We start from the raw sequence: 23,678 nt of genomic DNA, 5'->3' as shown, positions 1-23,678 counted from the left end.
CAGGGCCGGCGAACCTGCGTCATGAACGCTCAAGATGGCGGAACGGCGCCGGGTCGACGGCGTCTTGGCGCGGACGCCTAGGCCGCGCGGATGCCCGAAATGCCTTCGGCGGCGGCGCCGACCACGGCGTCGTAGCCGAGGATCATGTCGACGTCCTTGCCGTTGGTGGCCAGCGGCAGGCGCAGCCACAGGATCGACATGTGCGGAGCGCCGCGCCAGGCCAGGCTGTGGACGCCGACGCCGGGACGCCGCTCGTCGACGACCTTGTCCAGTTCCTTGCGCCAGTAGTCGAAGGCGTCCTTGTTGTAGACGTCGCCGATCATCCGGCCGGTGATCTCGCGGCCATAGACGCCGTAAAGGCCGGTGCCGGCCAAGCGCAGACGGTAGTCGCGGGGCGCGTTGACGACGTCAATCAAGCTGACCGTCGGCAGCAGCCGCTTCATGCTCGTAGGGTGCAGGTCGACGCGCGCAGGGAGGCTCGCCCCCCGGCGGAGGGACGCCCAATAGGCGAACATCTCCTGATGAGCGCGGGCCGCCGTAGCGGATGCGCTCAATTGCGCGGACATCTTCAGAGTCCTTAACAAGCTATTGGAATCACTTCGATTCACTATCGCTTAAGGAACGAATCGGCGGCAAGTGAAAAACATGTCGCGCGACAAGATTCCCATATTGAGTCAACCGCCAAAGACAACGCCCGCCGTCCGGGTGCGGACGGCGGGCGTTGGGGTCTTTTGAGGCCGCTAACGGCCAAGCTTTTGTTCCGACTCGACTATTTCGCCTTGCGCGCCGGCTTCCGACCGCCTTGGCCCAGGCCCATCTGCTTAGCGAGGTTCGAACGAGCCTCGGCGTAGTTCGGGGCCACCATCGGGTAATCCTTGGGCAGACCCCACTTCGAACGGTAGTCCTCGGGGGTCATGTCGTACTTGGTGCGCAGGTGGCGCTTCAGCGATTTGAACTTCCGGCCGTCTTCCAGGCAGATCAGGAAGTCGGGGGTGATCGACTTGCGGACTGGAACCGCCGGCTCCTTCGGCGCGGGCGCCGGCTCGGCGGCCGGAGCGCCGACATTGGCCAGCGCGGCGTGAACTTGCTTGATCAGGGCCGGCAGGTCAGCGGTCGAGACCACGTTGTTGCCGACATAGGCGGAGACGATGCCCGCCGTCATCTCGATCAGGTCGGATTGATCTTCCATAAGGCCTCGCCCGTAAGCCAATCTTTTTACATGACTGATTCACTAACCAGTCGACGGCTGCATACAAAGATTGTCTGCGGCGGGCAATACGGGCTTTGTAAGAGATCGTACGTAATAATTCAGTGTTCGCCCAACCGGCTCAACCAGCCAGAGGGCAAGTAAGTGAGGTTGAGTTCCTGAGCGACCACAAGCAGTGGGGTCGAAAAACCAACGATATTCCGGATTTAGCGGCCGAAATCGCGAGACAGCGCTAGCATCGCGGCTCGCTGCGGCGCCGAGTATTCGTCGACGGCGGCTTCGTCGCCCTCGCGGATGGCCTTCAGCAGGGCCGGAGTCAGGGCCGAGGTCAGCGACCAGTTCCAGTAGCGCAGCACGGTCTGGGCGCGATCGACGGCGACCATGTCGTAGACGGTCAGGACGCGTTCCAGCGCGTGGTCGATCGCCCCGCTACGGTCGGTTTCCTGGCGGCGCAGGCCACGCCACAGCAGGCGCACGTTGTTGCGCGGCAGGCCGGTGGCCTTGCACAGGATGGCCAGGGGCTCGCCGCCCGGATCGGTGAAGATCTTGGCGCCGGTCATCGGCTTCAGGCCCGAGAGATACGAGATCTCCTCGGCGATCTCGCGGGTGATGCCGGTCTCGCCGGCCGCGACCGCCTCGTCCAGGCTGTTGTAGGGGCTCTTGGCGATGGCGGCGCGGTTACGCTGGCGGCGCTCGATGAACTGCAGGGCCTTGCGCGACAGCGGGTCCTGCCAGCCCTCGGCCGAGGCCAGGGCGAAGACGTCGCCGACGGCGTCCTGCAGGATCTCGCGCGACACGGCGAAGCGCTGGAGGATGGTCTTGCGCGCCTCAGCGTCGGCCCACCAGAACATGACGTAGGCGTGGCTGGGACGCAGCTCGGCCCGGCGCAGCAGCAGCGGGATCAGGTACTGGTTGTCGCGCGTGGCGGCGACGATGTTCTCGACGCCCTGGTGGCTGAACTTGACCAGCTCGTTGCGCAGCAAGGTCTCGATGACCGGCGGCTCGCCCATGTCGATCAGGGCGTCGGCGACCACTTCGCTGACGCCGCGCCGCTGGGCGATCAGCCGGCGGTGATCTGTGGTCGATTGGTACAGGCAGGCGATCAGGTCGGCGTCCGACAGCTTCTCGGACTCGACCAGCAGGGCGCGGGCGACCGGCAACTCGTCGCGCAGAAGCAGACGCACCAGCACGCCGGGAATCTCGACCAGCATGGCCAGGCGGCGGGCGACCTTCTCGCGCTCGCCGACATTGGCGTCGCGCAGCATCTCGACCAGCAGGTCGGCGGTCATCGACCGCTCGAACGCGTTGATCCGGCTGGTCGGCAGGCATACCACGTCCGCCAGCCGCTTGAGCAGAGCCGAGCGCGAGCGCGGGGCGGCCTTGGGGGCCTCCGGCTCGGGGAACGACGACAGGGACGCGGCTTCGCTCATCCCGGCGAAGAGATCAGATCGTGCTTAACGGGTGATGAGCGAAGGCCGCGACAAAGTCACCGGAACTGCGGTTCTTCCCACTCCGGCCAGATATCCGGCACGTCGGTCGAGACCTTGTTCGGATAGACGGGGCTGCGCTTCTCCAGGAACGAGGTCACGCCCTCCTTGGCGTCGCCCGAGGCGCCGCGCGACTGTATGGCCCGGCTGTCGGCCTTGTGGGCTTCCATCGGATGGTCCGCGCCAGCCATCCGCCAAAGCAACTGACGGGTCAGGGCCACCGAGACGGGCGCGGTATTGTCGGCGATCTCGCGGGCCAGGGCGCGGGCGGCGGGCAGCAAGTCCTCGGGCGCGTGCAGCGAGCGGACCAGCCCCTTCTCCAGCGCCTCGGACGCCGGGAACACGCGGCCGGTGTAGCACCACTCAAGCGCCGTCTGCAGGCCCACCAGGCGCGGCAGGAACCAGCTCGAAGCCGCCTCGGGGTTGATGCCCCGACGCGCGAAGACGAAGCCGAACTTGGCCTCGGTCGAGGCCAGGCGGATGTCCATCGGCAGCTGCATGGTCACCCCCACGCCGACGGCCGCGCCGTTGATCGCGCCGATGATGGGCTTCAGGCTGTCGTACATCCGCAGGGTCACGCGGCCGCCGCCGTCGCGATAGACGTCGCCGACCTTGCCCTCCTCGCGCTCCACGGCCTGGGGCGAGCTGCGGTCAAAGGTGCCGCCGCCGCCGCCCAGGTCGGCCCCGGCGCAGAACGCCCGACCCGCGCCGGTGATGATCACAGCTTTGACCGCATCATCGGCGTCGGTGATGTCGAACACCTCGATCAGGTCCTTCATCATCCGGGCGGTGAAGGCGTTCATCCGGTCCGGACGGTTCAGGGTGATCGTCGCGATCCCGTCCTCGACGTCGTACAGGATGGTCTCGAAGGTGGGCTGCGACATGGGGCGGTTCCTCGTGATTTGCAGGCAGTCAAACATGCGTATGAATACGCCGCAACCGCCCTACCCCCGCTTCACCCCCAGCTTGCTGATCGCGTGCACGAAGTTGTTCGGGGCGATCTCGATGTTCCCTGTCCACTTCAGATCCGGGAAGCGTGCCAGGATCTGGCGGTAGGCTTCCTCCAGCTGGATCTGGGCCACGCGCTTGCCGATGCAGGTGTGGGGGCCATAGCCGAAGGCGATGTGCTTGCCGGCGTTGGCGCGCGTGACGTCCAGCGTGTCGGGGTCGGGGAACATCGCCGGATCGCGGTTGGCCGCGCCGTAGTACATGACGACCTTCTCGCCTTCGCGGATCAGCTGGCCGTCGACCTCGACGTCGGCGGTGGCCGTGCGGCGCATGTAGATCACCGGGCTGACCATGCGGATGAACTCGTCCACCGCGCCGCCGAGCAGCGAGGGATCGTCGATCAGCTTCTGCTTCTGGTCGGGGAACTCGGTCAGCAGCTTCATCGCCCCCGACAGGGTGTTGCGGGTGGTGTCGTTGCCGGCGAACACGATCAGCAGCCACGAGCCGTCGAGATACTCGTCGGCCAGCAGAGCACCGTCGACCTGGGCCCGCGCGATCGCGGTCATCAGGTCCTCTTTCGGATCCTCGCGACGCTTCAGCAGCATCTTGCGGCCGTAGTCGAACATCTCCTCGACGCCGTTGTTGAAGTCCTGGACGAACTGCATCAGCTCCAGGGTCGGGGCGATCGGCGCGGCGGCGTTCTGGACGGCCAGGTCCTGGGCGCGCTCCAAATAGTGCATCCAGCCCAGGAACTTCTGCCGGTCCTCGGGCGGCACGCCCAGGATCTCGCACAGGGTGAACAGCGGCAGGATCGAGCTGAAGTGCTCGACCATGTCGATCTCGGCCCCGCCCGCCAGCAGCGGCTCCATCTCGTCGAGAAGCCGAGTCACCTCGCCCCGCACCCGCTCGGTCAGGCCGCGCAGATAGGCGGGCGTGAAGTACGGCATGTGCTCGCGACGCAGCTGCAGGTGATGCGGCGCGTCCAGATTGATCATGGTGTCCATCGACGCCCGGAACAGCAGGGCGTGGCGTTTGTCCGGCGGGCCCATCGACATCAGGATGCCTCCGCGCTGCGACGAGAAAGTCGCCGGGTCGCCGTTGACCCGCTGGACGTCCTCGTACTTGGTCAGGGCCCAGAAGCCGGGGCCGTTGAACGGCTCGCCGTGCCACATGACCGGGGCCTCGGTGCGCATCCGCGCGAAGTCGGCCCAGGGTTGGCCTTTCTGGAAGCGGAAGATGTCGGCGAGGTCGACGCCGCTCAGGGTCGGATAGGTCGGCGGCGCACCGGGGCCGGCAATGCCGTCCACCACCGTCTGGCTGATCAGGTCCATCGTGCGCGTCTCCCCAGGAGTGCTCAAACGAGCACCGTTCTTTGAGGCGACGATACCCCGGAAACGCGTCGAACCAACGGCGCCGCGACGGCAACTTGCGCGATCGCGAAAGGTGCGCGCATCCTGCCAACTGAACACCGATCATGCGGGACACACGCGGGCGGTGAAGGGAGATAACGATGACCGGGATCATCGAGGCCGACTACGTCATCGTGGGCGCGGGCTCGGCTGGCTGCGTGCTGGCGGCGAGGCTGTCCGAGGGCGGCAAGTTCAAGGTCGTGCTGCTGGAGGCCGGCGGCGACGATCGCCCGACCAAGAACCTCGGCCAATTCGCCTCGAACCTGATGATCCACATCCCGGTCGGCTACTCGTCGACCTTGAAGGATCCAAAGGTCAACTGGCTGTATCAGACCGAGCCCGACCCCGGCACGGGCGGCCGCACCCATGTCTGGCCGCGCGGCAAGGTGCTGGGCGGCTCGTCCTCGATCAACGGCCTGCTCTACATCCGCGGCCAGCACGCCGACTATGACGGCTGGCGGCAACTGGGCTGCGAGGGCTGGGGCTGGGACGATGTCGCCCCTTACTTCCGCCGCGCCGAGCACCAGGAGCGCGGCGGCTGCGACTGGCACGCCACCGGCGGGCCGCTGAACGTCTCGGACGTGACGACCAAGCACCCCGTTTCGGACGCGGTGATCGAGGCCTGCGAGCAGGCCGGCATCCCGCGCAATGACGACGTCAACGGCTCGTCCCAGGAAGGCGCGACCTACTACCAGCTGACGGTCAAGAACGGCCAGCGCTGCTCAGCGGCGGTGGCTTATCTGCACCCGGCCATGGATCGTCCGAACCTGCAGGTCGTGACCAACGCCCTGGCCGGCCGCGTCCTGTTCGAGGGCCGCCGCGCGACCGGCGTCGAGTTCACCCAGAACGGCGTCAAACGCGTGGCCAAGGCGCGCGGCGAGGTGATCCTGGCCGGCGGCGCGATCAACTCGCCCCAGCTGCTGCAGCTGTCGGGCGTGGGTCCCGCCGAGCTCCTGATCAAGAACGGGATCCATGTCGTCCAGGACCTGCCCGGGGTCGGCGAGAACCTGCAGGACCACTACGTGATGAGCGTGCGCTATCGGCTGAAGGCCGGCGTCGTCTCGGTCAACGAGCAATCCAAGGGTGGCCGCCTGGCCGGCGAAGCGCTGCGCTACCTCTTCCAGCGCAAGGGTCTGCTGACCCTGTCGGCGGCGCACATCGCGGCCTTCTGCAAGTCGCGCCCGGACCTCTCCGGACCCGATATTCAGTTCCACATCCTGCCCGCCACCATGGACCTGGATAAGCTGGTCAACGAGCAGAAGATGGAGCTGGAGGACGCCCCCGGCTTGACCATCGCCCCCTGCCAGCTGCGTCCCGAGAGCCGTGGCCACATCCGCATCAAGTCGGCCGATCCATCCGTCTATCCGACCATCTTCGCCAACTACCTGGCCGATCCGCTGGACCAGGAGGTCGCCGTCGCCGGCCTGAAGTGGGCGCGCAAGATCGGCCAGGCCCCGGCCCTTTCGCCCTATGTCGACAGCGAGATCAATCCGGGCGGCGAGTTCGCCACCGACGAGCAGCTTCTGGGCTACGCGCGGATGAGCGGTTCGACGATCTATCACCCGGTCGGCACCTGCCAGATGGGTCACGGACCGATGGCCGTGGTGGATCCGGAGCTGCGCGTGCGCGGGGTCGAGAGCCTGCGGGTCGTCGACGCCTCGGTCATGCCGCGCCTGGTCTCGGGCAACACCAACGCCCCCACCATCATGATCGCCGAGAAGGCCAGCGACATGATTCGGCAAGCGGCCCGCGCGCCCGTCGCCGCCTAAGCCCCAGACGCAGAGGTATCGAGATGCACCCCTACCTCCACGCCCAGACTCAAGGCGACAAGCCGGCGTACATCATGGCCGGCTCGGGCGAGGTCGTGACCTACGCCCAGCTGGACGCGCGCTCGAACCAGGGGGCGCATCTGTTCCGCACGTTGGGCCTGACCCAGGGCGACGTCATCGCCATCCTGATGGAGAACAACGCCCGCTTCTTCGAGGTCGCCTGGGCGGCGCAGCGGGCGGGCCTGTACTTCGTCTGCGTCTCGACCAAGCTGACGGCGGCCGAGGTCGAGTACATCCTCAAGGACTGCGGGGCGAAGGTCTTCGTCACCTCCACCGCCATGGGCTCGCTGATCGACGAGGTCGCGGGGCTGGTCCCAGGCCTGACCCTGTTCGCCGTCGGCGGCCCGCATGGTCCTTATGCCGGCTTCGAGGACGCCCGCGCCGGCCAGCCCAGCACGCCGATCGCCGACGAGACCGCCGGCTCGGACATGCTCTATTCGTCGGGCACCACCGGCCGGCCCAAGGGGGTCAAGCCGGCCCTGAACGGCGGGCCGATCGACGCGCCCAACGCCTTGCAGATGATGGCCCAAGGCCTGTTCGGCTTCAGCGGCGACAGCGTCTACATCTCGCCCGCGCCGCTCTATCACGCCGCCCCACTGCGCTGGTGCATGACCGTCCACAAGCTGGGCGGCACGGTGATCGTGCTGGAGAAGTTCGAGCCCGAAGCGGCGCTCGCGCTGATCGAGAAGCACAGGGTCAACTGCGGTCAGTTCGTCCCGACCCACTTCGTACGCATGCTCAAGCTGCCCGAAGAGGTCCGCGCCAAGTACGACGTCTCGTCGATGAAGTCGGCGGTCCATGCCGCCGCCCCCTGCCCCGTGCCGGTCAAGGAGCAGATGATCGCCTGGTGGGGTCCGGTGATCTACGAGTACTACGCCGGCACCGAAGGCAACGGCTTCTGCTGGATCAATTCCGATAACTGGCTGGCCCACAAGGGCAGCGTCGGCCAGGCGGTGCTGGGCGAGCTGCGCATCTGCGACGACGCCGGCGACCCGGTCCCGCCCCGCACCGAGGGCGCGGTCTACTTCGCCAACGGCCCGGCGGTGAACTACCACAACGCTCCCGATAAGACCGCCGAGAGCTACAACAAGCACGGCTGGACCACCCTGGGCGACGTCGGCTGGGCCGACGAAGAGGGCTACCTGTACCTGACCGATCGCAAGAGCTTCATGATCATCTCGGGCGGCGTGAACATCTATCCGCAGGAGATCGAGAACCTGCTGATCACCCACCCCAAGGTCGCCGACGCCGCCGTCGTAGGCGCCCCGTGCGAGGAGATGGGCGAGAAGGTCGTGGCGGTGATCCAGCCCATGGACCAGGCCGAGGACCGCGATGAACTCGCCGCCGAACTGATGGCCTTCGCCCGCGCCAACCTCAGCCACGTGAAGTCACCGAGGCGGATCGACTTCATGGCCGAGCTGCCAAGGCATCCGACGGGCAAGCTCTACAAGCGGCTGATCCGCGATGCCTACTGGGGCAAGGGCGAGAGCCGGATCGTCTAGCTGGGATAGTTGTACTCGGCCTTGCCGTAGACCCCGACCAGATCGACGCCAAAGGCCGCGCCGTCCGCGAGATCGATCAGGAAGGCGTCATTGGCGCGGGCCAGCATGCCCACGTCGGCCTTGGCGGCCTCGGCCAGCAGCCAGCCCACCATGGCCGCCTTCGTGCCCTGGCCGTCCGGACCGTCGTGACCATAGGCGTCGAAATAGTCGACGCGGCTGTCGATCAGCGCATGCACCTTCGCGTCGGTCGGCGTCGAGCCGAAGATCGTCGCATAGGCCTTCTTCGTCGCCTCAAACAGGCTGAGCGCGCCGTAATCGGCGGTGAACCTGGCCGCGCCCTCGCCATTCTTGCCCAGATTGACGGCGAAGTTGATGTAGCGGTTCTCCAGATTGAAGCTCTGGTAGTAGGCGCTGTTCAGGTTGTTGCCGTTCGGCCCCGCGGCGGCCACCAGATAGTCCATCCCCGTCTCGAGGGGGATGTGGCCGGTGAAGAACTGATAGCTGAGCGTCGCCACTGAAGTGGTTGAGATCGCCGTCTTGGCCAAGGTCACGCCCAGCGCGGCGCCGTCCAGCAACCCGCCGATGGCCTTGGGATTGAGCTCGACGATCAAGGCCTGGGCGGCGGCCTCGCCCGGTTGGGCGCGCAGGACGTTGGCGATACCCAGGCTGACGCGGTGAACGCCCAGCGTCAGGGCCTTGTCCTGGAAGGCTAGGGTCTCGATGCCGCGTAGGGTGTCGACATCGGCGGTGCGGCCGGTCCGCAGGTCGCTGACCGTCCAGCCCGTGGCGTCGACCTTGACCTGGAACGAGGCGGCCGCGTCGACATAGCGCGCCGTGTCGAGGCCCGCGCCGCCGTCGAGCAGGTCGGACCCGCCGCCGCCGATCAGGACATCGTCACCGTCGCCGCCGGACAGCGCGTCGTTCCCGCCGCCGCCGTCGAGCGTGTTGGCCGCGCCATTGCCCTTGACGGTGTCGTTCCCGTCGCCCGCGATCACGTTCTCGATGATCGTGCCATAGGCGATGGCGAGGTTGTTCTCCCAGGTGAACAGAGCCTTGTCTTTGATCAGGAGGTCCGTGAAGAGGTTCACGTCACGGGCCTGGTCCGGAAACTTCGCCAGCCAGTAGGCGCGCTGATCCTCGGCCGAAAAAATGTCGATGCTGCTGAAGGCGCCGGGTGTCAGATCGATCGTCGACGCACGCTGGTGGCCCGACAGGTCGATGACGTCGACGCCGCCGGCGTCATACACGGTCGTTATGCTGGCGACCTTCTCGTCCCAGGCATAGCGCGTCGCCCCGGCATTGGTGTTCGGATTGGCGCCGTAAAGGCTTTGCAGCGCCGCGATGTCGAGCACGCCCAGCGCCAGCGGGACCATGTGGTTGGTGGTTGTCAGATTGCCCTGTGACGTCCGGCTCAGGTCCAGGATGAACCGGTCCTGGAGGACCTGGGTCGACATCATCGTGTAGCGTGCGGCGTCATAGTCCGCGGAGACGTTCGCGGCGGCGAAGTTGGGCGCCAGACCCAGCGCGTAGCCGATCATCATCAGGGTGGCGGAATACGGATATTCGCCGGCGGCCATGTCGTTGCCGATCTTCAGCGAGAACGACTTCATGCCCGTTCCCAGCCAGATGTCGCCGGACTGCTGCAGGCTGTCGCCGGGGAACTGGGCGTAGGGGCCATAGTCGGTGAAGGCGACGCGGATCTGCCCCGGCTTGGAGACGTCGTCGGTCTCGATGATCGGCGTGGCGATCACCGCGCTGAAGTAGCTCATCAAGACGCGGAAATTGGCCGCCTGCGTCGCGGACAAGGCCTCATAGCCCGGTCGGCCGGGCTCGGCGCCGCTCCCCTCATAGCCGGGCCAGGTGCTGCTGGCCGTGGGGATGCTGTAGGTGATGGTCGGCGTGGTCCAACGCAGACCGTTTTGAGTGAGCGCCTTGATGGCCTGGTTCGCGTCGAGCGGCATGAAGCTTCCCCCTGGCGGACAGAAACGCGACCCGACAGGGCGCCACGGAACATCAATGTACGGTTGAGGGAATAAGTGATGCCGCCATGGCTGACAAGCACGGCCGCTGCACCCTAACTAGACCTTATGTTCGCCGCCCTGCTCGACCGCCTCCCGAAAACCGCCACCGCGCCGTTCTGCCCCGCCGAGGTGCGGGGCGCCGTCGTGGTGCCGGACGGCCTGCCGGCCTGGAAGCGGATGCTGCGGGTGGCGGGCCCCGGCCTGCTGGTCAGCGTCGGCTACATGGATCCCGGCAACTGGGCGACCGACATCGAGGCAGGGTCGCGGTACGGCACGTCGCTGCTGTTCGTGGTCGTACTGTCGAGCCTGGCGGCGATCGTGCTGCAGACCCTGTCGATGCGGCTGGGCCTGGTCACCGGCAAGGATCTGGCCCGCATGTCGCGCGAGCGGTTCGGGCCGCGCACGGTCAAGGTCCAATGGCTGCTGGCCGAGCTGGCCATCATCGCCTGCGACATTGCCGAGGTGCTGGGCTCGGCCCTGGCCTTCAAGCTGCTGCTGGGCATCCCGCTGTGGGCCGGGGTGCTGCTGACGGCGCTGGATACGGTCATCGTGCTGGGCCTGAAGGGCAAGGGCTTCCGGCAGCTGGAGGCGATCATCCTGGGCCTGATCTCGACGGTCGGGATCTGCTTCCTGGTCCAGCTGATCCTGGCCCCGCCGAACGGCGCCGACGTGGCGCGCGGCCTGGTCCCGTCGCTGTCGGCCCTGCAGCAGGGCAACGCCCTGTACCTGGCCATCGGCATCCTGGGCGCGACGATCATGCCGCATAACCTCTATCTGCACTCGGCGATCGTGCAGACGCGGGTGACGCCGGCCGACGAGCCGGGCAAGCGCGCCGCCATCCGCCTGTCGACCATCGACACGGTGGTGTCGCTAATGCTGGCCCTGCTGATCAACGCCGCCATCCTGATCCTGGCGGCCTCCGCCTTCCACGGCACGGGCCTGACCGAGGTCGCCGGCATCGAGGAAGCGCACCAGCTGCTCGCCCCGGTCACCGGCGGCGTGCTGGCCGGCGTGCTGTTCGCCATCGCCCTGTTCGCCTCGGGCCAGAGCTCGACCTTCACCGGCACCATCGCCGGCCAGGTGATCCTGGAGGGCTTCCTGGACCTCAAGATCCCCTGCTGGCAGCGGCGGCTGATCACGCGGGGTCTGGCCATCGTCCCGGCCCTGATCGGGGTGCTGACCCTGGGCGAGCACTCGGTCGGCAAGCTGCTGATCCTGACCCAGGTGGTGCTGTCGGCCCAGCTGCCGTTCGCCATCTGGCCGCTGCTGCGCTTCACCGACGACAAGGCCCTGATGGGGGCCTTCGCCAATGGCTGGATCACTAAGATGGTAGCCTGGTTCCTGTTCGTGGTGATCTCGGCGGCCAATGTCTGGCTGGTGGTGTCGACCTTCTCCGGTTGACCCGCGCCGCCCGGACTGGTCTCTATCCGAACAACTGTTTGGGAGAGAAATGTCATGAAGGAAGTCGCCTATGCCGACGTCGCCAGCCTGGTCGGCCAGGAGATCGGGGTGTCCGACTGGGTCGAGGTCACCCAGGAGCGCGTCAACCTGTTCGCCGAGGCCACCGGCGACCACCAGTGGATCCATGTCGACGTCGAGCGGGCCACCCGCGAGATCGGCGGCCCGATCGCCCACGGCTACCTGACCCTCTCCCTGATCCCGATGCTGGGCGCCGACATCCTGCGCGTCACCGGCGTCACGCGCGGCATCAACTATGGCTGCGACAAGGTCCGCTTCACCGGCATGGTCCGGGTCGGCAAGCGCGTGCGCATGCGCCAGAAGCTGCTGTCGGCCGAGCCCAAGTCGGGCGGCCTGCAGATGAAGAACGAGTGCACCATCGAGATCGAGGGCGAGGAACGCCCGGCCTGCGTGGCCGAGACGATCTCGGTCATCTACGGCTGAAATCGAGGGATCCCTGTCATTTCCCCTGGCGGCCGCTTGCGATAGCGAGCGGGCCTACCGTCAGGGGATTTGCATGCTCGAGCTCCGTCCCAACTGCGAACTGTGCGACGTCGATCTGCCGCCGGACGCCCTGAACGCCCGCATCTGCAGCTACGAGTGCACCTACTGCGCGGCTTGCGCCGACGATGTGCTCCAAAACGTCTGCCCCACCTGCGGCGGCGGTTTCGCGCCCCGCCCGATCCGACCCAAGCAGGCCTACCACCATCCGCATATTTCACTCGGCCTGGGCTTCCATCCGGCCGGCGCCGTCCGCAAGTACACGCGCTGGAGCCGGGACCAGATCGCCGCCATGACCGCGCGGCTGAAGGACGTCCCTCCACAGGAGCGTTGAGCGATGGCCAAGCAGCACGACTACACCTGCCTGATCGAATGGACCGGCGACCGGGGCGACGGCACGCGCACCTATCGCGGCTATGACCGCACCTGGAACATCGCCACGCCGGGCAAGCCGGTGGTCAACTGCTCCAACGACCCGCTGCTGGGCGGCGACCCGACGCTGCACAATCCGGAAGACCTGCTGCTGTCGTCACTGAGCGCCTGCCACATGCTGTGGTACCTGCACCTGGCCTCGGTGGCCGGGATCGTGGTGAAGGGCTATCAGGACCAACCGATCGGCGTCGGAGAAAGCACGCCCGACGGCGCCGGCCGTTTCCTCAACGCCACCCTGAAGCCGCACATCAAGGTCGAGCGCGGCGCGGACCTCGTCAAGGCCGACGCCATCCACCATGAGATCCACAAGGTCTGCTTCATCGCCCGCTCGGTGAACTTCCCGGTCGACTACGCGGCGACCTACGAAGAGGTCGACTGAAGGGCTTTAGCCGTCGCCGCATCGGCGGGCAGGAAGGTCTCGATCGCCAGCTCGGAAACCATCACGTCCAGCGGCGAACCGAAGGTCATGGTGGCCGACAGGAATGACAGCTCGCCGCCCGGCGTCTTCAGGCGCAACGGCGCGGCGATCAGGCCTTCGCCGGCGCGCGGATGGGCCTCGCCGCCGGGATAGGCCGACAGCTCCTTGATCAGGTCGGCCAGCTCGGCGTCGCCGCTCTCGGCCAGCTGGCGGCGCAGGCGCGACAGGATGTGGCCGCGCCATTCGGCCAGGTTGGCGATGCGCGGGGCCACGCCCTCGGGATGCAGGCTGACCCGCAGCACATTGACCGGGCCTTCCAGCAGCTTGGGCGCGACGCCCGCCAGCAACGGCGCGAGACCCGCGTTGCTGGCGAGCATGACCCAACGGCGATCGATGGCCAGGGCCGGGAACGGCATGTGGGCGTGCAGCACCGCCTCGACCGCCGCCCGCGCGGCGGCCAGGCCGGGATCATCGTAGGACCGCTCGGGAAACACCGGCGCGAAGCCGGCCGCCAGCAGCAGGGCGTTGCGTTCGCGCAAGGGGACCTCCAGGTGCTCGGCCAGGCGCAGCACCATGTCCCGGCTGGGCGTGGCGCGCCCGGTCTCCAGGAACGACAGGTGGCGCGTCGAGATCTCGGCGTCCAGGGCCAGGTCCATCTGGCTGAGCCGGCGCTTCTGACGCCAGTCGCGCAGGCGCTCGCCGATGGTCGGAATGAGGGTCGCGGTGTTCATGCCCTGGAAGCTAGGGCGCGCCGCGCGCCGCCGCCATTACCTGCCACGTAATCGACGCTGGGAGCAGGCGGCGAAATGCTGAGCGGGCTTCAACGAGGGAGACCCGCCATGACCAGCCTGCCCCGCCGCCATGCGATCACCGTGATGACCGGCATCGGCGCCATCGTCGCCAGCCTGCCGGCTCCAGCCGTCGCCAAGCCCGCCCCGACCAAGCGTCCCGTCATGATCACCGCCCGCGATGGGACCCGGCTCTATTTCCGCGACTGGGGCGAGGGGCGGCCGGTGGTGTTCCTGGCCGGCTGGGGCCTGCCGTCGGAGTGCTGGGCCTATCAGGCCGCCGAGCTGTCGGAGCAGGGCCTGCGCTGCATCGCCTACGACCGGCGCGGCCACGGCCGTTCGGACGCGCCGTGGAAGGGCTATGACTATGACAGTCTGGCCGACGATCTGGCCGCGGTGCTGGAGCAGCTGGATCTGCGCGACGTGGTGCTGGTCGCCCACTCGATGGCCGGCGGCGAGGTGGTGCGGTACTTCAGCCGCCACGGCGGGACGCGGGTGGCCAAGGTGCTGCTGCTGGCTCCGCTGGATCCCTGCCCGGCCCAGAAGCCCGACAACCCCACCGGCCTGCCGCCCGCGATGTTTGAGGCCTTCCGCACCCACGTGCTGATGCGCGACTATCCCCGATGGCTAGAGGAGAACGCCCGGCCGTTCGTGACGCCGAACACCTCGGCCGAGATGATGGACTGGATCCGGGGCCTGATGCTGGGCACGACGACCAAGGCCCTGGTCGAGTGCAACCGCGCCGCCACCACCGCCGACCTGCGGCCCGAGATCCCGAACCTCAAGGTCCCGATCCTGGTGATCCAGGGCGACAAGGACGCCTCGACCCCGCTCGAGACCAGCGGCAAGCGCTACGCCGCCCTGGCGCCGAACGCTCGCTTGGTCGTCTACGAAGGCGCGCCGCACGGCCTGATGTTCACCCACATCGAGCGGCTCAACGCGGACATTCTTGCGTTCGCGAGGGCTTCCTAGACGACGCGTACGGGCGCATTAAACCTCCCTTCGAACAGGGATGATCCATGACCTTCCAAGCCCGTGGCCGCGCCGTTCTATTGTCACTCCTGCTGAGCGGCGCCGCCCTGCCTGCTCTGGCCCAGACGCCGGCCGTCCCCGCCATCCTGAAGACGACCGAGGCGCGGGACATCCACTCCTACGCCCAGCCGCTGGTCGCCCGCGTCACCCACATCGACCTGGACCTGACCGCCGACTTCGCCGGCCAGAAGATGACCGGCACGGCCGCCCTCGACATCGCCGCCGCGCCGGATGCGAAAGAGGTGGTGCTCGACAGCAAGGGCCTGGTGATCCACGGCGTCACCGACGCCAAGGGTGCCGCCCTGCCCTGGACCCTGGGCAAGGTCGACCCGATCCTGGGCGCGCCGCTGACGGTCACGCTGCCAAATAACGAAAAGGGGGCTGCCAAGCGCATCGTCATCACGTATGACAGCGCTCCGGGCGGCGCGGCCCTGCAATTCCTGACGCCCGCCCAGACCGCCGGCAAGAAGAGCCCGTATCTGTTCAGCCAGGGCGAGGCGATCCTGAACCGCAGCTGGATCCCCACCCAGGACAGCCCCGGCATCCGCCAGACCTGGACCGCCCGCATCGTCGCGCCCAAGGGGCTCAAGGCGGTGATGAGCGCCGAAATGCTGACGCCCAACGGCGAGCCGCTCGCTGACGGCAGCCGCGCCTATCGCTTCAAGATGGACAAGCCGGTCGCCTCGTACCTGATCGCCATCGCGATCGGCGACCTGACCTTCACGCCGCTGGGCAAGCGCACCGGCGTCTATACCGAGCCCTCGGTGATGAAGAAGACGGCCAACGAGCTGGTCGATGTCGAGAAGATGGTCGCCGCCGCCGAGAGCCTCTACGGCCCCTATGCCTGGGGCCGCTACGACCTCCTGGTCCTGCCGCCGTCGTTCCCGTTCGGCGGCATGGAGAATCCGCGGCTGACCTTCGCCACGCCGACCATCATCGCTGGCGACCGCTCGCTAGTCAGCCTGGTGGCCCACGAACTGGCGCACTCGTGGTCGGGCAACCTCGTGAACAACGCCACCTGGGCCGACTTCTGGCTGAACGAGGGCTTCACCGACTATTTCGAAAACCGGATCATGGAAAAGCTGTACGGCAAGCCGCGCGCCGACATGCTGGCCGATCTGGGCTGGAGCGACCTGCAGGACGCCATCAAGGACGCCGGCGGCTCCACCGGCGCCGACACCCGCCTGCACCTCGACCTGACCGGCCGTGATCCCGACGACGGCATGACCGACATCGCCTATCAGAAGGGCGCGACCTTCCTGCGCACCATCGAGAAGGCCGTCGGCCGGCCGCGCTGGGACGCCTATCTGAAGGCCTATTTCGCCCGCCACGCCTTCCAGAGCCAGACCACGGCCGGCTTCGTCGCCGACCTGCGCGAGCACCTGATCAAGGGCGATCCCAAGCTGGAAGCCGCCATCGGCATCGACAAGTGGGTCTATGAGGTCGGGCTGCCGGACAACGCCGTGCACGTGAAGTCGGCCGCCTTCCCGGCGGTGGACGCCCTGGCCGCCGACTACGCCAAGGGCGGCGCCGCGCCGGCCAAGTGGAAGGCCTGGAGCACGCCCGAGCGCACCCGCTTCATCGCCAGCCTTCCGCGCAAGCTGTCGGACGAGCGCCTCAGCACGCTGGACAAGGCCTTCGGCCTGGACGCCCAGGGCAACAGCGAGATCCGCTTCGTGTGGCTGGAGCTGGCCGTGGCCAACCGCTACCAGCCGGCCCTGCCGTCGCTGGAAGCCTTCCTGACCGACCAGGGCCGCCGCAAGTTCGTGGCCCCGCTGTTCAAGGACCTTATGGCCCAGGGCGACTGGGGCCAGCCGATCGCCAAGCGGATCTACGGGAAAACCCGGCCGCTGTACCACGCGGTGACGCGCCAGACAGTGGACGGGATCGTGAAGTAGCCAGCCTTAGCGCCCAAACAAAACGGCCGCCGGATCGCTCCGGCGGCCGCTTTCATTCAGTCATAGCTCGGTGTTCACTTCTTGATCGCGTCGCCGATCTTGTCCTGGGCTTGGCCGACCTTGTTCTGAACGTCGCCCTTCGCCTTCTGGACCGCGCCTTCGGCTTCGAGACGTTCATTGCCCGTGGCCTTGCCCGCGGCTTCCTTGACGGCGCCGACGCCCTTGTCGATAGCGCCTTCGACACGATTGGTGCTCATGGCTTTCGCTCCTGCTGTTCGCGTTATTGCGTTGCAGAAGAAACGGGCCAGGCGCGGATCGCGTTCCGAGAAATCCCTAGTGCGACGCGCCCATCGCCATAGCGGAAACCGCTACCGCTGGGATCGCGCCGGGCATGGCCGGCTCGGGCTTGGCCAGCCGCGCCTGGGCCACCGGCGCGCCGGGAAGCTTGTCCAGCATGGCCAGGGCTTCGCGGATGAACTTGGCGTGGGTGACGATGCCGATCTCCAGGCGCTCGCCCGACAGCTCGACCTGTTGCGTGAGCAGGCCGGCCACGAACTGGACCTCCTGGCTTTCGCTGGCGCCCGGCCGGCGGCGCGCGCCCTCGGCCATGAACACCGGGCCGCCCGAATTGCCGGGGAACACCGAGAAGTCCATCAGGAAGGTCGGGAAGTTGGTCGCCGGAGCCAGCGGATAAGAAGCGACGCGGCCCGACCGCAGGATCGGGAAGCCGGCCGGATTGGCCGACAGACCGCGCGGGAAGCCCAGCGCCATCATCTCGTCGCCCGGACCCAGATTGTACTGGTTGAAGGTGTCGTCCTGGGCCAGGTACTTGATCGGGATCGCCGCCTTGACGAACTCGGGCGGGGCCTCGACCTCCATGACCGCGACGTCACGGGTCGGGTGCTTGACCCACAGGGGGTGGTCGCCGTCGCGGATCTTCAGGGTCTCGGGATCGAAGCGCCAGACGCCGCCAGCGCCCTCGATGCGATAGCCGATCTTGGCCGACACAGACGGCATCTTCTCGAAGACGTGGGCGGCGGTCACCAGGATGACCCGCGGCTTGCCGTCGGGGGTGGGATCGGAAATCAGAAAGCCCGTGCCGACGGTCCGCGAACCGTCGCCTAGCGGCTGTTCAAGCTGGACCGTCGCCTTGATCAGGTCGACGGACAGATCCCAGGCCATATCGCCCCCTTGGTGCTTACGCTTACTCGCCCGACTGCTGAGGGAATTTGACCACAGGATTCTTGCGCCGCAAGTTGTCGTTCTGCCGCACTTACGCGTTGTGTCAGGTTAAGGGGGAGTTTGCGCATGGATCGCCGACGCTTGATGACGAGCGCCGCCGGCGCGCTTATGTCATCCCCCGTAGTCTTGTCTGGAACAGCTTTCGGGTCCCCTATGTCTGTCGAAAACGCCGCCCGGCCCACGCCGCCAGTCGCCAAGAAAATTCCCAAGACCATTGAGCAGCTGGGACGGAGCCGCACCGACGACTATGCCTGGATGAAGGACGACAACTGGCAGAAGGTCCTGCGCGACCCGTCGCTGATCAAGGCCGACGTCAAGGAGCACCTGACGGCCGAGAACGCCTACACCAAGGCCATGCTGGCCTCGACGGAAGGCCTTCAAGAAAAAATGTTCGCGGAGATGAAGGGGCGCATCAAGGAAGATGACGCCTCGGTGCCCGCGAAAGACGGTCCGTTTGACTATTACACGCGCTTCGAGAAGGGCGCGCAGCATCCGATCCACGCCCGCAAGCCCCATGGCGGGGGTTCGGAAGAGATCTTGCTCGACGAGGAAACCGAGTCGAAGGGCAAGGCCTTCTACCAGGTCGGCGCGGCCAGCCACTCGCCGGACCACAAGCTGTACGCCTTCGCCGTCGACGAGCAGGGTTCGGAAGTCTACCGCATCCACGTGAAGGACCTGGCGACCGGCAAGGTGCTGGAGAGCCCGGTGGAAAGCACCACCGGCGACTTCTGCTTCTCCCCCGACAGCCAGTGGCTGTACTGGACGTTCCGCGACGACAACGGCCGCCCGGCCAAGATCTATCGCCGCCCGGCCAAGGGCGCGGCCAGCGACGACGTGCTGATCTATGACGAGCCGGACGAGGGCTTCTTCATCGGCGTGGGCCTCACGGCCTCGGAGAAGTTCGTCGTCATTTCGTGCGGCAACCAGGAGACCAGCGAGGCGCTGATCATCCCGGCCGCGACGCCGACCGCGACGCCCGTCGTCTTCCACCCGCGCGAAGTGGGTCTGCGCTACGAGCCGGAGCACTGGAACGATCACTGGGTGATCCGCACCAACGCCGACGGCGCGGTCGACTGGAAGCTGGTCACGGCTCCTGAAACGGCCACCGGCAAGGCCAACTGGAAGGACTGGGTCGCCCACCAGCCGGGCCGCCTGATCTCCGGGACCATGGCCTTCAAGCGCTGGTTCGTGCGCCTGGAGAAGGTCGATGCGCTAAACCAGGTGGTGGTCACCGCCGCCAATGGCGACGCGCACACCATCGGCTTCGATGAGCAGGCCTACGCCTTGAGCCTTGAGGGCGGCTACGAGTACGATACCGACAACGTCCGCTTCGTCTACAACTCGATGACCACGCCTCGGCAGTGGTTCGACTACGACATGGCCTCGCGCCAGCGCACCCTGCGCAAGACGCAGGAGATCCCCTCGGGCCACGATCCCGCCCAGTACGAGACCCGCCGCCTGAATGCCAAGGCCAGCGACGGGACCGACGTGCCGGTGTTCATCCTGATGAAGAAGGGGACCAAGCTGGACGGCTCGGCCCCGCTGCTGCTGTACGGCTATGGCAGCTACGGCATCGCCATGGAGCCCAGCTTCTCGATCCGGAACCTGTCGCTGGTCGACCGCGGCTGGATCTGGGCCACGGCCTGCCCGCGCGGCGGCTCGGAAAAGGGCTGGGGCTGGTTCCTGGACGGCAAGAAGTTCAAGAAGAAGAACACCTTCACCGACTTCATCGCCTGCGCCGAGCACCTGCATGGCGCCGGCTATGGCAAGCCGGCCAACACGGTCGCCTATGGCGGCTCGGCCGGCGGGCTGCTGATGGGCGCGATCACCAACATGCGGCCCGACCTCTTCGCCGGCATCATCGCCGCCGTGCCGTTCGTCGACGTGGTCAACACCATGAGCGACACCACCCTGCCCCTAACCCCGCCGGAGTGGCCCGAATGGGGCAATCCGCTGGAGGACAAAGAGGCCTACGACTACATCGCCAGCTATTCGCCGTACGACAACGTCAGCGCCAAGCCCTATCCGGCCGTGCTGGCCACCGGCGGCCTGTCGGATCCTCGTGTCACCTATTGGGAGCCCGAGAAGTGGGTCGCCAAGCTGCGACCGGCCACGACCAGCGGCAATCCGGTGCTGCTGAAGATCAACATGGACGCCGGCCACGGCGGCGCCTCGGGGCGCTTTGATTTCCTCAAGGAGATCGCCCTGGACTATGCCTTCGCCGTCTGGGCGGTCGAGAAGGGCTGGACCAAGGCGTGAGCGTGCTGATCCGTCCGTCGACCGACGCCGACCTGCCTGGCGTCACCGCCGTCTATGCCTGGAACGTCCTGAACGGCCTGGGCACCTTCGAGGAGACCCCGCCGGACGAGGCCGAGATGGGCCGACGCCGCCAGGCGTTCCTGGATCGTGGCCTGCCCTACCTCGTCGCCGAACTGGACGGCGAGGTGGTCGGCTACTGCTATGCTGGGCCGTTCCGCCTGCGCGCGGCCTACCGCTACACGGTCGAGGACAGCGTCTATGTCTCGCCCCAAGCGGTGGGCAAGGGCGTCGGTAAGGCCCTGCTGGAGGCCCTGATCGCGTCTTGTGAGGCTTTGGGCCTGCGACAAATGTGCGCAGTCATCGGCGACAGCGGCAACGCCGCCTCGATCGGCCTGCACGCGGCGCTAGGCTTTGAGAAAATGGGGGTTTTTCCCAGCATGGGCCACAAGTTCGGCCGCTGGGTGGACCTGGTCTGGATGCAGCGTTCGCTGAACGGCGGTGGCGAAACCCCGCCCGACGCGCCCGGCATGAGCCTGAGCGGCGTCTAGCAATTGTAAAACATCGTCATTCGAAACAAGGCTTAACCAGTCTTCCCTTAGTCTACTGAGCTGAGGGAAGTCGGGGACAGGTCTTGCAGGGCTCGAAGACTGACGAAAAGCGGCGGACGAAGGTCGCGCTGATGCAGGCCTACGTGCCCATAGCGCGTGGGTACCTGATCGCGACCGCGATCTACTACGCCCTGATCAGCCTTTCCCACCCCTTCTACGAGACCGGCGCGGCCCTCCTGATTCTGGAGAGCCTGGCCATCGGCTCAGCCCTCTACGCCCTGGGGAGCTGGATCGCCCTGCGCCGGGGCAAGATCATGGGCCTGCCGCTGGAAGCGGTGATCCTGGGCATGAACGGCCTGTTCCTGACCAACACCCTGGTCTACCAGTTCATTCACTTCGAGCCGCAGAAGCTCGTTTATTTCGTGCTGATGGCCCTGGTCTTCGCGACCTCGGCGCCCAGTCGGCGCGTGGCGCTGATCAGCGCGACCGCCGCCATCGCCGGCCTTGTCGTCATGACCCGCCAGGCGCCCCAGGAGCTGGTCACCCAGTTCCTGTATGTCGGCGTGGCCGGCGCCTTCGCCGCCGCCGGCATGTCGACCCTGATGCGCGGCGTCGTCGGCCGCGAGGTCCGCGCGCGCCTCGCCAGCGAGGCCCTCAACGCCGAACTCCAGCGCGAGCTGACCGAGAACCGTCGCCTCAAGACCGAGGCCCAGGACCTGGCCCTGACCGCCGAGACGGCCAACCGCGCCAAGACCGAATTCCTGGCCACCATGAGCCACGAGATCCGCACGCCCCTGAACGGCGTGCTGGGCATGGCCCAGATCATGGCCGCCGGCGCGCTGGAACCCGACCAGCGCCAGCGCCTGGACACCATCAGCGCCTCGGGCCAGTCGCTGCTGACCGTGATCAACGCCATCCTCGACATCTCCAAGATCGAGGCCGGCAAGATGGACATCACGCCCGCTCCGTTCGACCTGCCGGCCCATCTGGACGCCCTGCGCCAGCTTTACGGAGGCCTGGCCCGCGACAAGGACCTGGACTTCAGCCTGGAGATCGCGCCCGGCGCGGCCGGCTGGCGGCTGGGCGACGCCGAGCGCCTGCGCCAGGTGCTGTCGAACCTGATCTCCAACGCCGTGAAGTTCACCGACGCCGGCGGCGTGCGAGTGATCGTCGAGGGCGACTACACCAGCCTCATCGCGCGCGTCATAGACACCGGCAACGGCATCCCGGAACACCAGCGCGAGCGCCTCTTCACCAAGTTCGTGCAACTGGACAGCTCCAGCACCCGCCGCGCCGGCGGTTCTGGCCTGGGCCTGGCGATCTGCAAGACCCTGGTCGAGCTGATGGGCGGCCAGATCGCCTTCTCGCCCTCGCCGGAAGGCGGCGCCTGCTTCACGATCGCCCTGCCGATGCCCGAGGTCGCCGCCGCCGCTTCGGCCGTCTCGGCCCTGGACATCGCCACGCCCCAGGTCGACGACGACACCGCGCCCAAGATCCTGGTGGTCGACGACAACCAGACCAACCGCGCCGTGCTGCTGACCCTGCTGCACCACCTGGGCGTCGACGGCCATTTCGCCGTCGATGGCCGCGAGGCCGTGGCCATGTGGGAGAAGGAGCGCTGGGACGCGATCCTGATGGACGTGCACATGCCGGTCATGGACGGCGTCCAGGCCAGCCAGGCCATCCGCGCGGGCGAGAAGCGCACCGGCCGTCCCCGCACCCCGATCATCGCCGTCACCGCCAGCGTCCTGACCCACGAGCGCTCGCTGTACGCCGAGGCCGGCATGGACGCCCTGGTGCCCAAGCCTGTCGAGATCCCCCGCCTGGTCGAGGCCCTGGCCCGCGTGCTGTCCCTGGACGCCGTCGCGACGGCCGAGCCCGACACGCGCGGCGTGGCCTAGGCTGCTTTCCCCTGAGCTCCAGGCACAAAAAAGGGGACGCCCGCCGCGTCCCCTTTTCGTAGTTCGGTAGACTTTAAGAGCCGATCAGCCCTTGCGGCCGCGCGTGGGAGCCTTGCCCTTGCGACCGCCCTGACCCAGGCCAAGGGCCTTGGCCATCTTCGAACGCGCTTCGCTGTAGGCGGGCGCGGTCGTGGGATAGTCGTTGGGCAGGCCCCACTTGGCCTTGTACTCGGCCACGGTCATGCCGTGGGTCGTCAGGTGGCGCTTCAGCGTCTTGTACGGCTTGCCGTCTTCGAAGCTGATCAGAGCTTCAGGCGTGATGCTCTTGCGAATCTGGGCCGGCGAGGCCTTGCTGACGGCTTCGACGGTCGGCGCGGGCGGCGCGCCAATACCAGCCAAAGCGTCGTGCGTGGCGCGGATCAACGCCGGAAGTTCGGAAACCGGCGTAACGTTATTGGCCACATAGTTGGCCACGATTTCGGCGGTTAGCTCGATCAGGGTAGCCTTATCTTCCACGATCACAACTCCATTCCCCTAGTGTTTTCGCAAATACACCCTCACCTCGAAAACACAAGTAGTTCACACCGCATTTCCGCTTTAATTCGTGAATTACCGTAACAATTGACTATCGTTGAGCCCGTTCAACGAGGCGAATTTTCGTCAACTATACCGTCGACAACGTTGTTATCAGGCGCTGAGTCGGTCGCTAAACCCTTGCGGGTGGCGATGTTTCTCGCAACTGCGAACTGGACTTGTGGTTTAACGAACACATAACCCGCAAATACCGCATCCCGGAGG

General features: G+C 66.9%; 20 protein-coding genes and 1 pseudogene. 11 read left to right on the top strand and 10 right to left on the bottom strand.

Annotated elements, in window-relative coordinates:
- Window positions 1-77: 77 nt before the first annotated feature.
- The 5 genes from mopJ to AC1RR5_RS08750 all read right to left on the bottom strand — a co-directional run bounded on the left by mopJ (window position 78) and on the right by AC1RR5_RS08750 (window position 4,973).
- Window positions 78-572, bottom strand: a complete 495-nt coding sequence (gene mopJ / locus AC1RR5_RS08770; RefSeq protein WP_492921330.1) for a motility/cell cycle regulatory protein MopJ — start codon at window positions 570-572, stop codon at window positions 78-80.
- 197 nt (window positions 573-769) lie between these two features.
- Entirely contained in the window at window positions 770-1,189 is a 420-nt protein-coding gene (locus tag AC1RR5_RS08765) for a Ros/MucR family transcriptional regulator (protein ID WP_492920919.1), read from the bottom strand.
- Window positions 1,190-1,413: 224 nt separating this feature from the next.
- On the bottom strand, window positions 1,414-2,637 hold the full coding sequence (locus AC1RR5_RS08760) for a DUF2336 domain-containing protein (protein WP_492920918.1): 1,224 nt from the start codon (window positions 2,635-2,637) through the stop codon (window positions 1,414-1,416).
- Window positions 2,638-2,693: 56 nt separating this feature from the next.
- Window positions 2,694-3,578: a crotonase/enoyl-CoA hydratase family protein gene (locus tag AC1RR5_RS08755; protein ID WP_492920917.1), complete on the bottom strand. Its 885-nt coding sequence runs from the start codon at window positions 3,576-3,578 to the stop codon at window positions 2,694-2,696.
- A gap of 60 nt (window positions 3,579-3,638) precedes the next feature.
- On the bottom strand, window positions 3,639-4,973 hold the full coding sequence (locus AC1RR5_RS08750; protein WP_492920916.1) for a cytochrome P450: 1,335 nt from the start codon (window positions 4,971-4,973) through the stop codon (window positions 3,639-3,641).
- A gap of 179 nt (window positions 4,974-5,152) precedes the next feature.
- Between AC1RR5_RS08750 and AC1RR5_RS08745 the strand changes: the two genes are divergently transcribed.
- Window positions 5,153-6,820 (top strand): GMC family oxidoreductase, encoded by a 1,668-nt coding sequence (locus tag AC1RR5_RS08745; protein WP_492920915.1) that lies wholly within the window; start codon window positions 5,153-5,155, stop codon window positions 6,818-6,820.
- Window positions 6,821-6,843: 23 nt separating this feature from the next.
- Window positions 6,844-8,382 (top strand): acyl-CoA synthetase, encoded by a 1,539-nt coding sequence (locus AC1RR5_RS08740; protein WP_492920914.1) that lies wholly within the window; start codon window positions 6,844-6,846, stop codon window positions 8,380-8,382.
- Here AC1RR5_RS08740 and AC1RR5_RS08735 read toward each other — a convergent pair.
- Window positions 8,379-10,343 carry a M10 family metallopeptidase C-terminal domain-containing protein gene (locus AC1RR5_RS08735; RefSeq protein WP_492920913.1) on the bottom strand — a complete coding sequence of 655 codons (1,965 nt, stop codon included), beginning with the start codon at window positions 10,341-10,343 and terminating at the stop codon, window positions 8,379-8,381. The two genes, AC1RR5_RS08740 and AC1RR5_RS08735, sit on opposite strands and share 4 nt — an antisense overlap.
- Window positions 10,344-10,469: 126 nt before the next feature.
- On the opposite strand from AC1RR5_RS08735, the gene AC1RR5_RS08730 reads away from it, so the two are divergent.
- From AC1RR5_RS08730 to AC1RR5_RS08715, 4 genes are all read left to right on the top strand, one after another.
- On the top strand, window positions 10,470-11,804 hold the full coding sequence (locus AC1RR5_RS08730; protein WP_492920912.1) for an Nramp family divalent metal transporter: 1,335 nt from the start codon (window positions 10,470-10,472) through the stop codon (window positions 11,802-11,804).
- Window positions 11,805-11,858: 54 nt separating this feature from the next.
- Complete coding sequence (locus tag AC1RR5_RS08725) at window positions 11,859-12,305, top strand: MaoC family dehydratase (protein ID WP_099580679.1); 447 nt, start codon at window positions 11,859-11,861, stop codon at window positions 12,303-12,305.
- Between the two features lie 73 nt (window positions 12,306-12,378).
- Window positions 12,379-12,696, top strand: coding sequence for a DUF1272 domain-containing protein (locus tag AC1RR5_RS08720; RefSeq protein WP_492920911.1), 318 nt, complete (start codon window positions 12,379-12,381; stop codon window positions 12,694-12,696).
- A 3-nt stretch (window positions 12,697-12,699) separates the two neighbouring features.
- Window positions 12,700-13,173, top strand: a complete 474-nt coding sequence (locus AC1RR5_RS08715; RefSeq protein WP_492920909.1) for an OsmC family protein — start codon at window positions 12,700-12,702, stop codon at window positions 13,171-13,173.
- On the opposite strand, the gene AC1RR5_RS08710 is transcribed toward AC1RR5_RS08715, so the two are convergent.
- Window positions 13,155-13,943, bottom strand: a complete 789-nt coding sequence (locus tag AC1RR5_RS08710; RefSeq protein ID WP_492920908.1) for a helix-turn-helix domain-containing protein — start codon at window positions 13,941-13,943, stop codon at window positions 13,155-13,157. The genes AC1RR5_RS08715 and AC1RR5_RS08710 overlap by 19 nt on opposite strands.
- Before the next feature lie 108 nt (window positions 13,944-14,051).
- Between AC1RR5_RS08710 and AC1RR5_RS08705 the strand changes: the two genes are divergently transcribed.
- Together AC1RR5_RS08705 and AC1RR5_RS08700 are read left to right on the top strand one after the other, a co-directional pair.
- Window positions 14,052-14,972, top strand: coding sequence for an alpha/beta fold hydrolase (locus AC1RR5_RS08705; protein ID WP_492920907.1), 921 nt, complete (start codon window positions 14,052-14,054; stop codon window positions 14,970-14,972).
- Window positions 14,973-15,019: 47 nt separating this feature from the next.
- A complete protein-coding gene (locus AC1RR5_RS08700) occupies window positions 15,020-16,930 on the top strand; it encodes a M1 family metallopeptidase (protein ID WP_492920906.1) in 1,911 nt (636 codons plus the stop codon).
- A 60-nt stretch (window positions 16,931-16,990) separates the two neighbouring features.
- On the opposite strand, the pseudogene AC1RR5_RS08695 reads toward AC1RR5_RS08700, so the two are convergent.
- A pseudogene (locus AC1RR5_RS08695) lies at window positions 16,991-17,187 on the bottom strand (CsbD family protein).
- 76 nt (window positions 17,188-17,263) lie between these two features.
- A complete protein-coding gene (locus AC1RR5_RS08690) occupies window positions 17,264-18,112 on the bottom strand; it encodes a trypsin-like serine peptidase (RefSeq protein ID WP_492920905.1) in 849 nt (282 codons plus the stop codon).
- Between the two features lie 126 nt (window positions 18,113-18,238).
- Between AC1RR5_RS08690 and AC1RR5_RS08685 the strand changes: the two genes are divergently transcribed.
- From AC1RR5_RS08685 to AC1RR5_RS08675, 3 genes are all read left to right on the top strand, one after another.
- The gene (locus tag AC1RR5_RS08685; protein ID WP_492920904.1) at window positions 18,239-20,431 is read left to right on the top strand and encodes a S9 family peptidase; all 2,193 of its coding nucleotides are present in this window, start codon (window positions 18,239-18,241) and stop codon (window positions 20,429-20,431) included.
- The gene (locus tag AC1RR5_RS08680; protein WP_492920902.1) at window positions 20,428-20,979 is read left to right on the top strand and encodes a GNAT family N-acetyltransferase; all 552 of its coding nucleotides are present in this window, start codon (window positions 20,428-20,430) and stop codon (window positions 20,977-20,979) included. Before AC1RR5_RS08685 ends, AC1RR5_RS08680 begins: the two co-directional genes overlap by 4 nt.
- A gap of 131 nt (window positions 20,980-21,110) precedes the next feature.
- Window positions 21,111-22,880: an ATP-binding protein gene (locus tag AC1RR5_RS08675; RefSeq protein ID WP_492920901.1), complete on the top strand. Its 1,770-nt coding sequence runs from the start codon at window positions 21,111-21,113 to the stop codon at window positions 22,878-22,880.
- Window positions 22,881-22,964: 84 nt separating this feature from the next.
- On the opposite strand, the gene AC1RR5_RS08670 is transcribed toward AC1RR5_RS08675, so the two are convergent.
- Window positions 22,965-23,396, bottom strand: a complete 432-nt coding sequence (locus AC1RR5_RS08670; protein ID WP_492920900.1) for a Ros/MucR family transcriptional regulator — start codon at window positions 23,394-23,396, stop codon at window positions 22,965-22,967.
- Between the last annotated feature and the right edge of the window lie 282 nt (window positions 23,397-23,678).

It is taken from the genome of Caulobacter sp. GW821-FHT11E11 (assembly GCF_058808315.1).
The sequence above is the reverse complement of the archived record's forward strand: the minus strand, read 5'-3'. Positions and strand labels throughout refer to the sequence as shown.